The organism is [Zimmermannella] faecalis ATCC 13722 (genome assembly GCF_000381765.1).
GTDB classification, from domain to species: Bacteria; Actinomycetota; Actinomycetes; order Actinomycetales; family Microbacteriaceae; genus Gulosibacter; species Gulosibacter faecalis.
The window spans coordinates 60,341-77,526 of record NZ_KB907082.1; the positions used below are offsets into that span (position 1 = coordinate 60,341).

At 68.8% G+C, this 17,186-nt stretch carries 16 protein-coding genes; 6 read left to right on the forward strand and 10 right to left on the reverse strand.

Features of this window, described 5'->3' with window-relative positions:
- Positions 1-31: 31 nt before the first annotated feature.
- Genes malQ through G328_RS0110985 form a run of 3 tightly spaced genes read right to left on the reverse strand, consistent with a single transcriptional unit; the run spans position 32 to position 4,124 of the window.
- Positions 32-2,224: a 4-alpha-glucanotransferase gene (gene malQ, locus G328_RS0110975; protein WP_040905600.1), complete on the reverse strand. Its 2,193-nt coding sequence runs from the start codon at positions 2,222-2,224 to the stop codon at positions 32-34.
- A gap of 35 nt (positions 2,225-2,259) precedes the next feature.
- Positions 2,260-2,688 carry a Rieske (2Fe-2S) protein gene (locus tag G328_RS0110980; protein ID WP_019619405.1) on the reverse strand — a complete coding sequence of 143 codons (429 nt, stop codon included), beginning with the start codon at positions 2,686-2,688 and terminating at the stop codon, positions 2,260-2,262.
- A 23-nt stretch (positions 2,689-2,711) separates the two neighbouring features.
- A complete protein-coding gene (locus G328_RS0110985; RefSeq protein WP_019619406.1) occupies positions 2,712-4,124 on the reverse strand; it encodes an MFS transporter in 1,413 nt (470 codons plus the stop codon).
- Between the two features lie 167 nt (positions 4,125-4,291).
- Between G328_RS0110985 and G328_RS0110990 the strand changes: the two genes are divergently transcribed.
- Positions 4,292-5,788, forward strand: a complete 1,497-nt coding sequence (locus G328_RS0110990; RefSeq protein WP_019619407.1) for an MFS transporter — start codon at positions 4,292-4,294, stop codon at positions 5,786-5,788.
- Here the strand turns inward: G328_RS0110990 and G328_RS0110995 are convergent.
- Both G328_RS0110995 and G328_RS15190 read right to left on the reverse strand, forming a co-directional pair.
- Positions 5,785-6,300 carry a hypothetical protein gene (locus tag G328_RS0110995; RefSeq protein ID WP_019619408.1) on the reverse strand — a complete coding sequence of 172 codons (516 nt, stop codon included), beginning with the start codon at positions 6,298-6,300 and terminating at the stop codon, positions 5,785-5,787. The two genes, G328_RS0110990 and G328_RS0110995, sit on opposite strands and share 4 nt — an antisense overlap.
- Before the next feature lie 55 nt (positions 6,301-6,355).
- Complete coding sequence (locus tag G328_RS15190; RefSeq protein WP_019619409.1) at positions 6,356-6,874, reverse strand: hypothetical protein; 519 nt, start codon at positions 6,872-6,874, stop codon at positions 6,356-6,358.
- A gap of 74 nt (positions 6,875-6,948) precedes the next feature.
- Here G328_RS15190 and G328_RS0111005 point away from each other — a divergent pair, with 74 nt between their 5' ends.
- From G328_RS0111005 to G328_RS0111015, 3 genes are read left to right on the forward strand one after another with little or no spacing between them, the layout of a single operon-like run.
- Entirely contained in the window at positions 6,949-7,857 is a 909-nt protein-coding gene (locus G328_RS0111005) for a patatin-like phospholipase family protein (protein WP_019619410.1), read from the forward strand.
- Between the two features lie 28 nt (positions 7,858-7,885).
- Positions 7,886-9,043: a pyridoxal phosphate-dependent aminotransferase gene (locus G328_RS0111010; RefSeq protein WP_019619411.1), complete on the forward strand. Its 1,158-nt coding sequence runs from the start codon at positions 7,886-7,888 to the stop codon at positions 9,041-9,043.
- A 53-nt stretch (positions 9,044-9,096) separates the two neighbouring features.
- Complete coding sequence (locus G328_RS0111015; protein ID WP_019619412.1) at positions 9,097-10,098, forward strand: DUF808 domain-containing protein; 1,002 nt, start codon at positions 9,097-9,099, stop codon at positions 10,096-10,098.
- A gap of 27 nt (positions 10,099-10,125) precedes the next feature.
- Here G328_RS0111015 and G328_RS0111020 read toward each other — a convergent pair whose 3' ends face one another.
- Entirely contained in the window at positions 10,126-10,932 is an 807-nt protein-coding gene (locus G328_RS0111020) for an alpha/beta fold hydrolase (RefSeq protein ID WP_019619413.1), read from the reverse strand.
- A gap of 82 nt (positions 10,933-11,014) precedes the next feature.
- Here G328_RS0111020 and G328_RS0111025 point away from each other — a divergent pair, with 82 nt between their 5' ends.
- Entirely contained in the window at positions 11,015-12,763 is a 1,749-nt protein-coding gene (locus G328_RS0111025) for a potassium transporter Kup (protein ID WP_019619414.1), read from the forward strand.
- Positions 12,764-12,785: 22 nt separating this feature from the next.
- Here G328_RS0111025 and G328_RS0111030 read toward each other — a convergent pair whose 3' ends face one another.
- The gene (locus G328_RS0111030; protein WP_019619415.1) at positions 12,786-14,249 is read right to left on the reverse strand and encodes an MDR family MFS transporter; all 1,464 of its coding nucleotides are present in this window, start codon (positions 14,247-14,249) and stop codon (positions 12,786-12,788) included.
- Between the two features lie 107 nt (positions 14,250-14,356).
- On the opposite strand from G328_RS0111030, the gene G328_RS0111035 reads away from it, so the two are divergent.
- Entirely contained in the window at positions 14,357-14,842 is a 486-nt protein-coding gene (locus tag G328_RS0111035; protein ID WP_019619416.1) for a GyrI-like domain-containing protein, read from the forward strand.
- 12 nt (positions 14,843-14,854) lie between these two features.
- On the opposite strand, the gene G328_RS0111040 is transcribed toward G328_RS0111035, so the two are convergent.
- The 3 genes from G328_RS0111040 to zapE all read right to left on the reverse strand — a co-directional run bounded on the left by G328_RS0111040 (position 14,855) and on the right by zapE (position 17,185).
- The gene (locus G328_RS0111040; protein ID WP_083919634.1) at positions 14,855-15,508 is read right to left on the reverse strand and encodes a TetR/AcrR family transcriptional regulator; all 654 of its coding nucleotides are present in this window, start codon (positions 15,506-15,508) and stop codon (positions 14,855-14,857) included.
- Positions 15,509-15,596: 88 nt separating this feature from the next.
- Positions 15,597-16,022 carry a VOC family protein gene (locus G328_RS0111045; protein ID WP_019619418.1) on the reverse strand — a complete coding sequence of 142 codons (426 nt, stop codon included), beginning with the start codon at positions 16,020-16,022 and terminating at the stop codon, positions 15,597-15,599.
- Positions 16,023-16,084: 62 nt separating this feature from the next.
- On the reverse strand, positions 16,085-17,185 hold the full coding sequence (zapE, locus tag G328_RS0111050) for a cell division protein ZapE (protein WP_019619419.1): 1,101 nt from the start codon (positions 17,183-17,185) through the stop codon (positions 16,085-16,087).
- Position 17,186 lies beyond the last annotated feature (1 nt).

Consider the following 17,186-nt stretch of genomic DNA (forward strand, 5'->3'; position numbering starts at 1 on the left):
ACCAACGTTCATGTGTGGTCAGGCTAGCGCATCATTTGCCCCGTTGCGACGCATCTGCCACACGCGTTGCCAATTCGCTACGAAGAATTTGTTCAAGGAACAGAACGCTTCCGTGGGAATCCGCCAAAGGTAGCGTCCAGTTGGGGTACTCGCGGAACGTGCCCGGCTGGTTGATCGGTCGGCGGTCGCCGGCGAGGTCGGCAAGCGACACGCCGAACAGCTTCGCGCGGCCGCCCGCGAGCCGCGCGTGCAGCGCGACCACGAGGTCATCGGTGTCGGCGTCATCGTCGACCCGGCCCTCGGCCACGAGCTGCTCGCGGTACGCCTCAACGAGCTCTGCCTCGGCCGCACGCTCCTCTTCTACCGGGCGCGTCAGCAGGCCGAGCTGGTCGCGAATGTCGACGTGACGCAGCTCGAGATATCCAGCGGTCGGCGGCAGGTCGTGCGTCGTCACGGTCGCGAGGCACTCCTCGCGATAGTGCTCGGGACGCTTCGGCGTGCCGTCGTCCTCGAACTCGAACCACATGATCTGCGTGCCGTAGACGTGCCGCGCGCGCATCGTCTCGCGCGTGAGGTCGCTGACGACGCCGAGGTCCTCGCCGATCACGAGCGCGCCCGCCCGCTCCGCTTCGAGCAGCAGCACGCTGATCATTGCCTCGTGGTTGTACGTCACGTACGTGCCGTCGACCGCGTCGCGGCCCTCGGGCACCCACCACTGGCGGAACATCCCGAGGATGTGATCGATGCGCAGCGCCCCGGCCCCGGCGACCGCCGCGCGCACGACGTCGCGCAGGGGCGCGTATCCGAGCCGCTCGAGCGCATCGGGCCGCAGCGGCGGCTGCGACCAGTTTTGGCCAAGCTGGTTGTACTGGTCGGGCGGCGCGCCCACCGAAACACCGCGCGCGAGCGACGACTCGAGCGCCCAGGCATCGGCGCCCGACGGATGCACGCCGACCGCGAGGTCGTGCATGACGCCAATGCGCATCCCGGCATCGCGCAGGCGCCGCTGCGCCTCATCACCCTGCTCGCGCGCAACGAACTGCACCCAGCAGTAGAACTCGACGCGCGCCGCGTGTTGCTGACGGAACTCGTCAACGGCGGGGCTCGTCGGCGAGCGGAGCTCCTCTGGCCAGTCGCGCCAGTTGCCGCCGTGTTGCTCGCAGAGGGCCGCCCACGTCGCGAAGTCGATGAGTCCCTCGCCCTCGTCTTCGCAGAACGCTCCGAACGCGCGCCAGCGCGCCGCGTCGCCGTGGCGCGCCGCCTCGAAACAGAGGCCGAGCGCCTCGCGCTTCGCGAGCCACGTGCCGTCGCGGTCAAGCACGTCACGATCGTTGTTCTGGCGGCAGAACTGCGCGAGCTGCGCGAGCCGCTGCGCGACCTCCTGGCTCACGGGCTCGGCGGCAACGAGGTCTTCGATGTGGATCAAGCTCGGGTCGAGAAACCGCCGGGTCGTCGGAAGGTACGGCGACGGCTCGATTGGAGTGACGGGTGACGGGGTGTGAAACGGATTCACGAGCACGAAGTCGGCATCGCGCTCGGCCGCCCACTCGCCGAGCGTCGTCAGGTCGGCGAGGTCGCCAAGGCCCCACGAGCCTTCGCTGCGCGCCTGGTAGAGCTGGGCCATCACGCCCCAGGTGGGTTCGGGCACGTCGAAGCCAGACGAGTCGGGCGCGGCGATCAGGGTGCTCCGCCCCTCGAGAATCGGCTCGGTGGCGCCGCGCTGCCGGCGGGCGATCACGTCGAGCACCTCGCGCGCCTCGGTCGAAACCTCCGCCGCGTCGAGCGTAGCGACGAGTTCGTGCCAGCCCGACGGAATCGTCGCCGGGAGCAGAAACTTCGCCTCGCCGATCGCGACGCCGTCAACCGTGGTGGGGGGCACGACGTGGTCGGCCTGCTGCAGGTCGAGCCGCTCCCCCGTTTCGAGCACCGCTTCGACGCGCACGCTCGCGCCGTCGGGCACGTGCACGAGCACCTCGCCCGGCGTACCAACTCGAACCACGACGGTTGGCGGCACGACCTGCCGCCAGGCGCGGGTTGCGGCGCGCTCGAGCGCGGCGCGGGCCGACTCGTCGGTCGACGCATCGATGTCGAGGGCGGCAAGTACCGCAACGAGTGTCTCGGGTGAGACCTCGAGTCGGTGGCCTTGCCAGTCGGTGAACTCGGTCGAAATGCCGAAGTGGCCGGCGAGTTCGGTCAGCACATCAGGAGATACCGCAGCAGTCACAAGGCTGAGTGTAGGCGGATTCGGGGCACACTCGCCTAGCTGACGCTGAGATCGTCGCCCTGCACCGTCACGGTGAGTTCGGGGAGCGGGTCACGCGCGGGGCCAGCGACCGGGTCGCCCGTCGCGATGTCGAAGTAGCTGTTGTGGCAGCCGCAGTGGGCGCCGCGGTCTTGCACGTCGGCGAGCACGCAGCCCTGGTGCGTGCACACGGCCGAAAACGCGCGGTACTCCCCCGCCGTGGGCTGGGTGACGAGGGCGGAATACTGGGCGAGCACGATGCCGCCGCCGACCGGCACCTCGGCGGCTGGCACGGTAAATGGCTCGGGCGAGGGCGCGGGCTCGGTGCGCTCGAGCGTGCACGAGCTCAGCAGCGCAGCCACGGCGGCGCTGCTGCCCGCGACGGCGGTCGTGCGCACGAGCGCGCGGCGGGTCAGCAGTGGCCCCTGATCAGTTGCAGCGGTCATGCCACAAGCCTACGCAGCCGCCGCTACCGCAGGCGACGTCCCCGCTGTTCGGGGAGGAAGAGCGCCGCCGACGCCGCGACCGCGAAGGCGATCGCGAAGATGGTGAACACCGGCACGATGCTCCCGCCGCCGAGGGCGACGAGCGCCGGCACGAGCAGCGGCGCGATGATCGACGCGATACGCCCGAACCCGGCGGCCGCGCCCGAGCCGGTGCCGCGGATGTTCGTCGGGTACAGCTCTGGGCCGATCGCGTAGAGCGCACCCCACGCGCCGAGGTTAAAGAACGACAGCAGGCAGCCGGCGACGATGATCCATCCCTCGCCAAGTCCCCCGGAGATGCCGTAGAAGGCCGCGGCGGCCGCCGAGCCCGCGAGGAACACCGCGAGCGTCGAGCGTCGGCCCCAGGCCTCGATGAGCCAGGCGGCTACGGCGTACCCGGGCAGCTGCGCGAGCGTGATGATGAGCGTGAATTGGAAGGACTTCACGAGCGTGAACCCGTCGGCGACGAGCAGGCTCGGAATCCACGTGAATGCCCCGTAGTAGCTGAGGTTGATGCAGAACCAGATCGTCCACAGCGCGATCGTGCGTCGGCGCAGCCCGCGCGACCAGATGTGCGTCGCGGGCGCCGCATCCGCCTCCCCTGTATCCCCCACCCCAATGGCCTCGGCCACGTCGCGCTCCGCGGCGCGGCGCGCCTCGGCCTCGCGGATGCGCGCGAGGGTGTCGCGCGTCGGCGCCGCGCGCTCGAACTCGCGCACGATGCGCTCGGCTTCCTCGTGCCGCCCCTTGCGTTCGAGGAATCGCACCGACTCCGGCAGCCCGAGGCGCACGACGATCGCATAGGCGGCGGGAACCATGCCGAGCGCGAGTGCCCAGCGCCACCCGTTGTCGCCCGCCGCGACGACGAACGTCCCGATGAGGGCCGCAAGAATCCAGCCGACGGCCCAGAACGCCTCGAGCCAAACGACGAGCCGCCCGCGGATGCGTACCGGCGCGAACTCCGACACGAGGGTTGACGCGACGGGCAGCTCCGCGCCGAGCCCGAGCCCCACGAAGAAGCGGAGCACCATGAGCAGGGCGGCGCCGCCCGCGAGTGCTGAGGCACCGGTCGCAAGCCCGTAGATGATGAGCGTGAGTGCGAACACTTGTCGCCGCCCGATGCGATCAGCCACGAGACCGCCGAGGGTCGCGCCGACCGCCATGCCGACGAACCCGATCGAGGCGATCAGGCTCGCCTCGCCGCTCGTGACGATCTGCTGTTCGATGAGCGCCGCGATGACGAACGAGATGAGCCCGACGTCCATCGCGTCGAGCGCCCAACCGATGCCGCTGCCGAACAGAAGTCGGCCGTGGCGCTTGTTGAAGGGGAGCTGATCGAGCCGCTCCGAGCGAGTGGGGTGGTCGAGGGCCGCATCCTGTGCGGCGATATCGGTCATTCGATCAGCATATTCGCGCGCCTCCGCGCTGCGGCGCGTGTTACGCCGCGCTTCGGGCGTGATGGAATGGATCGGCCACGCGGGCGGTTACTCCGTGGGCGCGGCAGGCAGCAGGACGCGGCATGCGCGCACGATGTGCGGCACGGCCGTGAACGAGAAGGAGTGGCATGGCGGGCAATTCGATCGGGTACTCGGCGGAGCAGCGGCGCCTGCTCCCGACGATCCTCGTGCCGGCGTTCATGTCGCTGCTGAGCGTCTCGATCGTCAACGTCACGCTCCCGGCGATCGACGATTCGCTCGACGCCGGCACTTCCGGGCTGCAGTGGGTCGTGTCGGGCTACGCGCTCGTGTTCGGCGTGCTGCTCGTCGCGGCTGGCCGCGCGGGCGACGTTTGGGGCCGCGGCCGCCTGTTCGTCATTGGGCTCGCCTGCTTCGCGCTCGGCTCGCTCTTGAGCGGCCTTGCCCCGAGCATCCTCGTGCTGAATCTCGCCCGCGTCGTCATGGGCATCGGGTCGGGCATTCTCAACCCGCAGGTGACCGGCATCATTCAGCAGTTCTTCCAGGGTGAGCTGCGCGGCCGCGCCTTCGGTGCCTTCGGCGGCATCGTCGGGGTCTCGGTTGCGATCGGCCCGATTCTCGGCGGCGGGCTCATCGCCGTGTTCGGCGAGGAGATCGGCTGGCGCGCCTCGTTCCTTGTCAACGTGCCGATCGCGATCGGGGCGATCATCGCGGCCCGCTCGACGCTGCCGGCATCGGCGTGGAGCCCCGTGCCCGCGAGTGACCCGAGCGCCACAACCGGCGGGATCCCCGTCGTGACGGAACGCACGGCACATCGCGGGCGTCGCACCGACTTCGACCCCGTCGGCATGGTGCTGCTCGCACTCGGCACCCTCCTCGTCATGCTCCCGTTCATGGAGGCGGGACTCGGCTGGTGGGTGTGGAGCCTGCTCGTGCTCGGCGTTGCGATCGTGGTCGCCTGGGTGCAGTGGGAGCGGCGCTATCGCGCGCGTGGCCGGGTTCCGATGGTAGACCTCGAGCTCTTTCGCACCCGCTCGTTCGCGAACGGTGCGCTGCTGATCGGCCTCTACTTCGTCGGCAACACGAGCATCTGGCTGCTCGTCGCGCAGTACATGCAACGGGGCCTCGGGCACGACGCACTTTCGGCTGGCCTCGTCGGGCTGCCCGCCGCGCTGTTGAGCGCGATGGCGGCGCCGATCGCCGGTCGCTTCGTCGTGCGCGTGGGCCGCGTGCTCGTGCTCTGGGGCCTCGTCATCGTCGCGATCGGGCTGTTGCTCAGCGCCGGGGTGTCGCTGCTGCACGGCAGCGCCGGCATCAGCGAGTGGTGGCTGCTGCTTACCCTCGGACTCACCGGTCTCGGCCAGGGTCTCGTCGTGTCACCGAACCAGACGCTCTCGCTCGCCGAGGTGCCCCTGCGCTACGCCGGCAGCGCCGGCGGCGTGCTCCAGACCGGGCAGCGCATTGGCACCGCGATCGGCATTGCCGTCATCACGAGCGTCGCGTTCGGCATGGCGGCAGCCCACGGCTGGGATCTCGCGATCGCGATCGGATTCGGCGTGATTATCGCCGTCATCGTGCTCACGATCGCCGTCGCGCTCGTCGACCTCGCGGCCACGCGCCGGGCTCGGGGCGAAGGCCGCGCCTAGGCGCGGGAGTCGAGGGCGGCGACGCAGCTCGAGGCGGCCTTGCCACCGAGCATGCCAACGTGCACCGCGAGCACCGAGCCGTCGCCGAAGACGATAACGATGCGGCCGGGCTCAAGGAACCGCGAACGCTTGAAGACCTTCTCGATGCCGCCGCGCTCGCTCGACCACTCGATCTCGGGTTCGTCGAGGTTGTTGATGTCGACGGCCATGAGGCGCTGGTCGGTGATGAGCAGCTGGCTCGTCGGCGGCTCGAGCGCCTTGCGCAGCTGCGACGCCTGGCTCCCCCGCCAGCCGTAATACGAACCGTCGTCAAGCAGTTCGAGCACCCGGCGCTGCCAGGCCTCGTCGTCGTCGCCGTTCGCGAAGGCCGCCGTGCGGTCAGTCGCGACGTCCTCGCCCGCACGCTCGTCGGAGTCGTCGAAGCGGAAATCAGTGAGTTCAGACTCACTCTCAACGCACCGGGCCGTGTGCATCACGAGCGGGTGCTCGTCTGCACGCATGAGCTCGGCCACGTGCGGAGCAAAAGTAGGGCTTGAAGTGGACACGATGCTCAATCGTGGCACTTTTTCAGCGCGCCCGCCAGCCACCCTCAGATTCGGCCAATTCCACGCGCTCGGCGACGTACTTCTTGAGCGGGATCGCCTGGGCGAGCTGGCAGCCGGGCGACCACCGCACCACGAGCTCGCCACCGCGCACGGCGACGGGGGTCGTCCCCTCGTCGAGCTGGCCGAGGGGCCGCGCGTCGTAGTGCACCACCGTGCCCTCGGCGAAGCCGCCACGAATCGCCGCGTGCCGCAGCTCGTCGCGCTCGCGGGCCGATTCCGACGTGTAGCCGAGGATCGGCGGCGGCTCGTGGGCGCGCAGGCTCGGCCCCGCGCCGAGTAGGGTCTCGTCGTCGGTGCGAAGCAGCAGCACGCCGAGGCGCCACACCGAGGCGATCTGCTCAATCCGCGCGGGCTTCGTTCGCAGGAAGGCGCGGCGCGGCGCGATGAACTCAGCGAGCGCCTCGGGCGCGATGTGCGCCTCGCGCAGTTGAGCCGCCGCGGCCGACGCGACTTGCGCCAGCTCGTTCGCGTGCTCGTGCATCCGTTCTCGCCGCCATTCCGTGCCGTTCGCGCGCCGCTCAATAACCGGTCGGCGCGTCGTGCCAAGATTTTCACATGTCTCAGGCTGGCGGCGAATCGACCCCTCTCACGACGAACGTGCACGACACGGCACTCATCATCGAGGGTGGTGGGATGCGCGCGAGCTACACCTCGGCGGTCATCGCGATGTTCATTCGCGAGGGCATCTGGTTCGACTGGGTGGGTGGCATCTCGGCCGGGTCGAGCTGCACCGCGAATTATCTCTCGCGCGACGAGTGGCGCACGCAGCACTCGTTCGTCGACTTTGTCGGCGACCCGAACTTCGGCTCGCTGCGCACGTGGGTCGAGGGCAAGGGCCTGTTCTCGTCGGAGTACATCTACGAGCAAACCGCGGCCCCCGACCAGGCGCTCCCCTACGACTACGCGACCTACCTCGCGAACCCGACGCAGTTCGCGATCGCCGCCTTCGAGATGCGGTCGGGCCGCACCCAGTACTGGGGCCGCGACGACATCCACGAAATGCACGACCTGCTCACGCGCGTGCGAGCCTCGTCGACCCTCCCGATTCTCATGCCGCCCGTCGAAATCGACGGCGAGGTGTTCGTCGATGGTGCGCTCGGCGGCACGGGCGGCATTGCGATCGACGCGGCCCGCGCCGCGGGGTACGAGAAGTACCTGGTGGTCTGCACGCGTCCGCGCGACTACGTTAAGCCGCCGGCGCGGGTGTCGGCCTTCTACAAGCGCGCGTTCCGCAAGTACCCCGCCGTCGTGAACGGCATTCTGCAGCGGCCCCGGCGTTACAACCACACGCGGGAGCAGCTGTTCGAGCTCGAGCGCCAGGGCCGCGCGTACCTGTTCTCGCCGACGAATCTCGGGGTGTCAAACAACGAGACGAACGTGAAGAAGCTCCGCCAGCAGTACGCCCTCGGCGAGGCGCAGGCCGGTCGCGAGCTCGACGCGATGCGCGCCTTCCTCGGGTTGTAGGGCGTCGCGCGGCGGATAGGCTCGTCGAATGACCGACCTCATCTCCCGCATGCGCCGATTCGGTACGACGATCTTCGCCGAAATGTCGGCGCTCGCGCACGAACACGACGCGATCAACCTCGGGCAGGGGTTCCCCGACACCGACGGTCCGCAGGAAGTGCTCGATGCGGCGGTCGCGGGCATCCGTGATGGCGACAACCAGTACCCACCGGGCCGCGGTATCCCCGAGCTGCTCGAGGCAATCGCCGCGCACCAGCGGAAGTACTACGGGCTCGACTACGACCCTGCGAGCGAGGTGCTCGTGACGGTCGGGGCAACCGAGGCGATCGCCGCGACGCTCCTCGCCCTGTGCGAACCGGGCGACGAGGTGATCGCGTTTGAGCCGTTCTACGACAGCTACGACGCCTCGGCCGCGCTCGCCGACGCGACGCTCGTGCCCGTGCGCCTGCACGAGCCCGAGTTCCGGTTCGACCCCGCCGAGCTCGAAGCGGCCGTGACCGCGAGCACCCGGGTGATCATGCTCAACACGCCACACAACCCCACCGGCCACGTGTTCCGCCGTGCCGAGCTCGAGCAGATCGCCGACGTCGCGAGGCGGCACGACCTCGTCGTCGTCACCGACGAGGTGTACGAGCATCTCGCCTACGACGGCCTCGCACACACGCCCATCGCGACCCTGCCGGGCATGCGCGAGCGCACCGTCACGATCTCATCGGGCGGCAAGACCTTTTCCACCACCGGATGGAAGGTCGGCTGGGTGTGCGCGCCGGCGCCGCTGCTCACCGCAGTCACGACGGTGAAGCAGTTCCTCACGTTCGTTGGCCCCGCGCCCATGCAGCGCGGCATCGCGGCCGGCCTGCGTTTGCCCGCCGAGCGCATCGACGAGATTCGCGCCGCACTCGCGGCCCAGCGCGACCTGCTCGTCGCCGCGCTCGAGCGCACCGGCATGCGCGTGCACGTGCCCGAGGGCGGCTACTTCGTTGTCGCCGATGTCGCGCCGCTCGGCGCCACCTCTGCCACCGAGTTCTGCCGCGAGCTTCCCGAACGCATCGGGGTCGCCGCCGTGCCGCTTTCGGTGTTCTACCGCGACCCGAGCGGGGTCGAAACGCTCGTACGCTTCGCCTTCAGCAAGCGACCCGATGTACTCATAGAGGCCTCGAGCCGGCTCGCAAACCTCGCCAAGTAGACTCGCGTTTCTCAGCTGTCGCGGCACCTACGCCGCCTTTCGGAAGGACCCCGATGTCGGTTGGCCTCGTCGCCCTACTCGATGACATTGCCGCGCTCGCGCGTGCGGCCGCCGCGAGCATCGATGATGTCGCCGGCATGGCGGCCAAGGCCTCCGCGAAGGCGGCGGGCGTGGTCATCGACGACGCAGCGGTGACCCCGCAGTACGTCGCCGGACTCAGCCCGAAGCGCGAACTGCCGATCATTTGGCGCATCGCCCGCAACTCGATGTTGAACAAGCTGTTCCTGATTCTGCCGATCGCCCTGCTGCTCGCCGAGTACCTCCCCGTCGCGTTGCCACCCCTGCTCATGCTCGGTGGCGCGTACCTCTGCTTCGAGGGCGCCGAGAAGCTCATCGAGCGCTTCGGTGGGCACGCCGCCGAGAAGGATGCGGCGGGGGCCGAACAGCGCCGGTCCACCGACGAGAAGGCGATCGTCGCGAGCGCGACGCGCACCGACATCATCCTGAGCGCCGAGATCATGGTGATCTCGATGAACGAGGTGCTCGATCAGACGTTCTGGGCCCGACTCGCGATCATGGTGATCGTCGCGGTGCTCATGACGGTCGTGGTCTACGGTGCCGTCGCGATTCTCGTGAAGCTCGACGACGTCGGGCTCGCGATGAGCAAGTCGCAGCGCACGGCGCGGGCGCGGTTCGGCCGCGGCCTCATGAACGTCATGCCGCACGTGTTCGACGTCATCGCGTGGGTCGGCACGATCGCGATGCTCTGGGTTGGCGGCCACCTCTGGCTCGTGAACCTCGCAGAGCTTGGAGTGCACGCGCCCTACGACTTCGTGCACCACCTCGAGGGCTTCGGCGCCGCGGTGCCGGGCATCGGCGCAGCCCTCGGCTGGCTCATCAACACGGCCTGCTCGTTCGTGTTCGGCGTCGTGCTCGGCTCGATCATCGTCGGCATCGTGCACGTGCTGCCGTTCGGCAAGTCGCATGCGAAGGATGCCGAGCACGGTACGCCGGAGGCTGGCGCTCCGAAGGCCGACGGCGCACCCAACGCCTAGACGGTTGCGGGTGCTGGGAGCGCGCGCCTACGCCGGCTGGTCGAGGAAGTACTTCAGGGTTGCGAGGAACCGCGCCGGCTGCTCGGAGTGCACCCAGTGGCCCGAGTCGCGGATCACGGCCTTCCGCACGCGCGGGAAGAGCGCCCGCATGACCGGGTCGTCATCGTCGCGGACGTAGTTCGAGCGCTCCCCCGCGATCCACACGACCGGGCCCTCGTAGGCTGCGGTGTCGACGTCGGGCCAGCCGAGAATCTCCGGCAGCGCGGCGTAAAGCAGCTCGAGGTTCGGCTGCCACTCGTAGCGGCCGGCCCCCGCGGGGCGAAGATTCTGCAGCAGAAACTGCCGCACGGTGGTGTCGGGAATCAGGTCGGCGAGCTGTGCCTCGGCGTCGCTGCGGCGCCGAACCCGCTCGAGGTCGACGCGTCGCAGGCTGCCGAGCAGGTGCTCGAACCCGCTCGGCGAGGTGCCCGACTCCCCGGGCCCGATGTCGACGACCGTGAGTCGCTCAACGAGGTCGGGATGCCGCAGCGTCAGCAGCATCGCCACCTTGCCGCCCATTGAGTGCCCGACGACGGCGGCCGGCTCCACTCGACCCGAGGCGTCGCTGAGCTCTTCGCGCATGACTCGCGCCACCGCATCCGCCATGTCGAAATAGCCGAACGATTCAGTCCAGGCCGAGTCGCCGTGGTTCGGCAGGTCGACGAGCAGGCTCGTGAACTCATCGCCGAGGCCCCTCGCAATTGCGCCGAAGTTGCGACCGCGGCCCATGAGCCCGTGCAAAAACACGACCCGCCGGGGGCCCTCACCAACCGTTTGCAACGCAAGTTCCGCCATGCCCTCGAGCCTAGCCGCGCGCGACGCGCCGATCCGCGCGACCGCTTGCGGTGGGCATCGCGCAAGAGGATGATCGTCGCTCGTGAATATCGCTGGTGGCGCCTCGCGCCCCGTCAATCTCAACCTACTCGCGCTCGGTGCCCTGGGAGTCGTCTTCGGTGACATCGGCACGAGCCCCCTCTATTCCCTGCAGACCGTGTTCAGCATTCACGACGGCGCAGTTCGGCCCACCGAGACCGACGTACTCGGTGTGATCTCCATGATTACGTGGTGCATCGTGCTGATCGTGCTCGTCGCGTACAGCGGGTTTCTGCTGCGCGCCGACAACGAGGGCGAGGGCCTCGAGACGGTGAACCCGCAGCTCGACGCGTGGGTCGTGCCGCTCGCGGCGGCGATTCTCACGTGCCTGTTCGCGGTGCAGCGCTGGGGCACAGGTGTGATCGGGCGCGCCTTCGGCCCGATCATGGTCGTCTGGTTTGTGGTACTCGCCGTGCTGGGCGCCACGCACCTCGGTGCGGATCCGAGCATTCTGCGCGCCCTCTCGCCCACGTATGCGGTGCAATTCGCCATCGCAAACCCCTTCATCGGGTTCATCGCGCTCGGTGCGGTTGTGCTGGCGGTGACCGGAGTCGAGGCGCTCTACGCCGACCTCGGCCACTTTGGCCGCAGGCCGATCGTGCGCGCCTGGTGCTGGCTCGTCATGCCGTCACTCCTGCTCAACTACTACGGGCAGGGCGCGATGATTCTTGCCGACCCCGACACCGCCGCGAGCCCGTTCTTCCAGCTCACACCCGCGTGGGCCCGCGTGCCGCTCGTTGTGCTCGCAACCCTCGCAACGGTGATCGCGTCGCAGGCCGTCATCTCGGGGGCGTTCTCCGTATCGCGCCAGGCGGTGCGCCGCTCGCTCCTCCCGAGGCTCCGCGTGCGGCAGACCTCTCGGAACAGCGCGGGCCAGATCTATTTGCCCGCGGTGAACGGCATCCTCTTCGTCGGGGTGCTCTCGCTCGTACTGATCTTCGGTAGCTCGAGCGAGCTTGCCGCGGCCTACGGGCTCTCGGTGACCGGCACGATGCTGCTCGAGCTCTCGCTCTTCCTGCTGCTCGCCCTCGCGGTCTGGCAGTGGCCGCTGTGGCGCGTCGTCGCGTTTGCCGTCGTCATCGGCGGGCTCGAGCTCCTGCTGTTCGGGGCGAACGCCGTGAAGATTGCGTCGGGCGGCTGGGTGCCGATCGCCATCGCGGTCGTGCTCGTGACGGTCATGCTCACCTGGCATCGTGGCGCCGGCATTCTCTTCGGCAACCGCGCGCGGCTCGAGGGCCCGGTGCCCGACTACCTCGATGCCCTGCACGCACAGTCGCTGCGCCGGGTGCCGGGCGTCGCCGTGTATCCGCATGGCAACACCGACACCGTGCCGCTCGCGCTGCGCAGCAACGTGCGCTTCAACCGCGTACTCCACGAGCACGTCGTGATCATCACGATGGTGCACGTCGGGGTGCCATACGTGCCTAAGGCCGAAAGAGTCGTCGTCTCGTCGCTCGGCGACCCGGCCGACGGCATCGTGCAGGTGCGCTACCGCATCGGGTTCAACGATCACCAAGACGTGCCGAAGGCCCTGCGGCAGGCCATCGGCCATGCGCCCGAGCTCGACTTCGACCCGGACGAGGCGATGTACGTGCTGTCGGTGTTTCGCATCGAGCCAGGCCGCTCCCGCGTCATGCCGGCGTGGCGAAAGCGGCTGTTCCGCGCCCTCGAGAAGGCCTCGGCGAACCGCACGCACGTGCTGCGGCTCCCGCCCGAGCGCACGATTGTGGTCGGCGCCGAGGTCGAGTTCTAGGCGCCGCGCCGGATACGCGGGGTTAGTCGACCGGCCGGCGCACGAACCACGCCAGGCCGAACACGATCACCTGCACGATGGCCGCGAAGAGGAACGCCGTGTGCGCGCCCGCGAGCATCGCGGCGCCGTCGCTCATGCCAGCGGCGGTCGCCGACGCGATGCCGATGGACATGATCGACACGAAGCCCGAGTTTCCCGCGGCGCCCGCGACCTGCTGCGCCGTACTCAGCGACGCCGAACCGTGGCCGTACTGGTGATGCGGGAGCGAGCCGAGTGCCGAGGTAAAGGTCGGCGAGAACGTCAGCGCAAGCCCAATGCTGAGGAGGATGTGGAACATCAGGAAGTACCACGTCGGCGTTTCGGCGGTCACGAAGAACAGCAGCCCGAATGCGGCGGCGGCAACGGCCGTGCCTGGAATGACGAGCGGACGCGGGCCGATGCGGTCATACGCGTTGCCGACCACCGGGCCGAGCAGACCAGTGAGGAGCGACCCCGGCAGCATGAGTAGCCCGACCTCGAGTGGCGCCATCCCGAACGATCGCTGCAGCAGCAGCGGCAGCATGATGAGCACCCCGAACATGCCCATCATCGCGAGCATCATGAGCACGACCGGCACCGTGAAGCGGCCGTTGCGGAACACCCGCACGTCAAGCAGCGGCTCGCCTGTGCGGGCGAGCCGCAGCTGCCGAATCACGAACACGATAAGGCCGATACCGCCCGCGACGAGCGCTGCGGGTAGCACCCACGACGGGAGGTCGCTGTTGCCGATCGAGGAAAGCCCGTAGACGGTGCCGCCGAAGCCGACCGCCGCGAGCGGCAGCGAGAGGATGTCGAGGCGCGGGCGCTCGCCGAGCTCGTTGACGTTCGGGATCCACTTCGCACCGACGAGCACGACCGCGAGGCCGATCGGGATCATGATGCCGAAGAGCGCCCGCCACGACATGGTCTCGAGTACGAGGCCCGAGACGACGGGGCCGAGGGCCGGCGCGACCGAGATCACCATCGACACGAGCCCCATCATGCGACCGCGACGGTGTGCCGGTACGACCTCCATGACCGTCGACATGAGCAGTGGCATCGCGATCGCCGTGCCGAAGGCCTGCACGACGCGTCCGACGACGAGCACAGCGAAGCCGGGCGACAAGAACGCGATGACGGCACCGATGGTGAACGACACCGTCGACAGGCCGAACAGCTGCCGGGTCGTAAAGCGCTGCTGGAGCCAACCGGTACTCGGAATCACGACCGCCATCGTGAGCAGGAACGCGGTCGTGAGCCACGCTGCCCCGCGCTGATCGATGCCGAGGTCGGGGTCGTTGATCATGACCTCGACCGCCATGTTCATCGTCGTCTCGTTGAGCAAGACGACGAACACCGCGAAGAGCAAAATGATGATCGCCCGCAGGTGGTGCGGGCGAATGCGGTCGTCGGCGGGGTGGCCATCGGCCGGGTTGGTTTCGACCGGTTGGGTGGTCGGCTTCGTCATGTGTCCTGCTTCTTCTCATCTCGCGCCCATGCGCGCTGCGTAGCTTCGAACGCGGCCGAGTCGGGAAGTATTCCCGCGCCACGCCGCCGATCGAGCAAAGGAACATCATGCCGCATCTCACCACCCCCGAAGTGATCGATTTCCCCGGCACCCCAACTGTCGTCGTGCGCGGTATCGATGTGCCGACCGACGACCTTGCCGCGTTCATGGATGCCGCGTTCAGCGCACTCGGCGCGGCGATCGGCGCCGGCGTCTTCACGCCGTCGGGCCCAGCCTTCTCCCGCTATGAGGATGCGCCCGGTGCGACGGCGACCCTCGAGGCGGGCTTCCCTGTCGCCCACGCCATCGACGAGCCCGGCGAGCACGGCGGTCAGCAGCTCGCGGCATCGGAGCTGCCTGCCGGACGCATCGCGATCGCGAAGCATCACGGCGCGTATGACGCCCTCGGCGACTCGTGGGGCGAGCTGCTCACCTGGGTCGGCGAGCAGGGGCTCACACCAGGCGTGCCGTTCTGGGAGGCCTACGACACCGAACCGACGCCCGAGATGAACCCCGATGACCTCGTAACCGGGCTCGCGGTGCCCATCCCGTAACCGGCCGCGCGCCTACTTGGCGACAGCATCCTCGTGGGCCCCGCCGCAGGTGCACTCCACCTGCAGCGCGCGAAGCATCGCCCGCACGTCGTTGTCTTGATCGCTGTCGGTCGCCTCGGCATTCGCGGCCGCCTCGAGCGGGAACTCCCGGCCGGACTCGGCCTCGACCTCGGCTCGTTGACGCTCGCGCCACTCGGGTTCGAGCGTGCGTTGGCGCAGCAGCGAGGCTCGCCCGGCCAACCAAGCCAGGATGAGGTTGCGAGCGCTGTGCGAGGGCATTGGCGATGACTTCGTGAGTTCAAGAATTGTCTCGGAGAACCGGAACGACATCTCACCGAGGTAGGCCTGGCGCTGGTAGAGCTCGAGCAGCGCCGGGTCGCCCGTATAGGTCACGCGGCGGATGAGCTCGCGCAGCCCACAGAAGTCACAGTCGCCGGCCGTGAAGTCTTCTTGCAAGAGGTGCGCGAGTACGAGCTCGCGTGCCTGATTCCAGACGACGTCCATCGACGGGAAGTACGTGTAGATCGCGTTGGGCGCCACGCCGATTTCGCGCGCAACCTTGCGCAGTGATACGCCCTCGATGCTCTGCTCACGCTCGAGCACGCGCATCGCGGCGTCAAGAATCACTCGCTGATCGATGTCGCCCCGGGGGCCCCGTCTCGCCATAGTGACTCAACCATACTCATGCGCGCGCATGAATGCGGGCATCGGCGCCACGATCGAATTGATGAATCAGATATGAAAATGTGCTGATCTACGCGGATTCCGTCGCGGTAGAAATCGCCCACATGACGCCGAACCGGTCGAACACCTGCCCGTACCAGTCGCCCCAGGGCGCCTGCTCGAACGGCATGCCCACCTCGCCACCGGCGGCGACGAAGGCGTCGATGATCTCCCGGCCGCGATCGACCGATTCGACGGTGTAGAGGAGCGAGTAGGCGCTCCCCCGCACGTTGTAGGTGTCGCCTGGCATCGCGTCGCCGCCGGCGAGGGACCCGGCGGGAGTGGTCAGCGTGGCGTGCGCGACCGCGTTCGGGTCGGGCTCGAACGGCATCCCCTCCATTGGGGTGTCGCCGTACATGAGAATGGTGAGTTCGCCACCGAGCACCTCGTGCCAGTGGGTGAAAGCGTCGGCGGTTTGTCCGGGCAGTGCGATGTACGTCGCCAGTGACTCGTTCATGTGTTCAGCCTAGGTTTCTTGCGGCCGAGCGGGCACGACTCTGCGTGGATTGCCAGCGACGTTCAGACCCCGGCGGCGATCCCGACCTCGTCGCCGCGAAGCAGCGCGAGCCGGCTCTCGGCACGAAACAGGTCGACCGGCGGATCCGCAATGTCGACGAGCGCATCCCGCGGCACCTCCGCGAGCACCGTGAGCTGGCAGTCGCGGTCAACGAGCACGTCGAGCAGGGTCACGAGGCGCTGGCGCGCGGCCCGACTCGCGCCAGACAGCGGTGGCACACCGGTCAGCACCCAGCTGTCGAAGTCGTCGGCGAGTCGCAAAAAGTCCTCGCTCACGGCGGTCGCCTCGAGCAGATCGCCGAACGTAAACCACACCTCGCGGTCGCGCACCGCCCGAGCCCGCAGCGCGTGGTGCGCCTCGAGTACGGTTGCCGCCTCCCCCGCCTCCGGCAGCGCGAGCCCCGCCGCCCGCGCGGCGCTCGCCTCATCGGGTGACGCAACGAGCCATCGCCCCGTCGCGAAGCGCGTTGCTCGCCCCGACTCGCCGCGGCGGTAGTCGGTACCGGCGTCGAGCGTGCGCACCGCGAATCGCTCACGAATGATGCGGATGCCCGGCTCGAACACGTGGTGATACACGGGATTCGGCAGGAGCCCCTCGGGCGCATAGTTCGACGTGATGAGGCTCGGCACCCCGCGCGCGGCAAGCTCGTCGAGCAGGCGATTCAGCAGCGCCGCGCCGCCCGGATCGTGCACGTGGAGCTCATCGAAGAAGAAGAGTCGGGCGCCGTCGAGCAGCTCCGCAATCGTCGCCTCAATCGCCTCGCGGCCGCTCACGCGCATCCCGAACCGCTGCTGGAGCGTTCGGAAGAAGGCGTGGAAGTGCACGCGACGCTTCGCCGAGTCGGGCACCGGCGCGAGCGCAAACAGCTCCGACATGAGCCAGGTCTTGCCGCGGCCCGCCGGGCCGTGCACGTACATCCCGACCGACGCATCCGCGGGCGACGGCACCGCCCCGAGCTTCCCGGCGAGGAGTTCGGCCCCCTCGCTGACGACCTCGCGCTGCGCCGCGTCGAGGGTCGCGCCGGTCGATGCCTCGATGTCCGCGACCACCTTCGCGGCGTCGAAGGTGCGAAGAGTCTCGGTCGGCGCTGTCTGTTCGTGCACG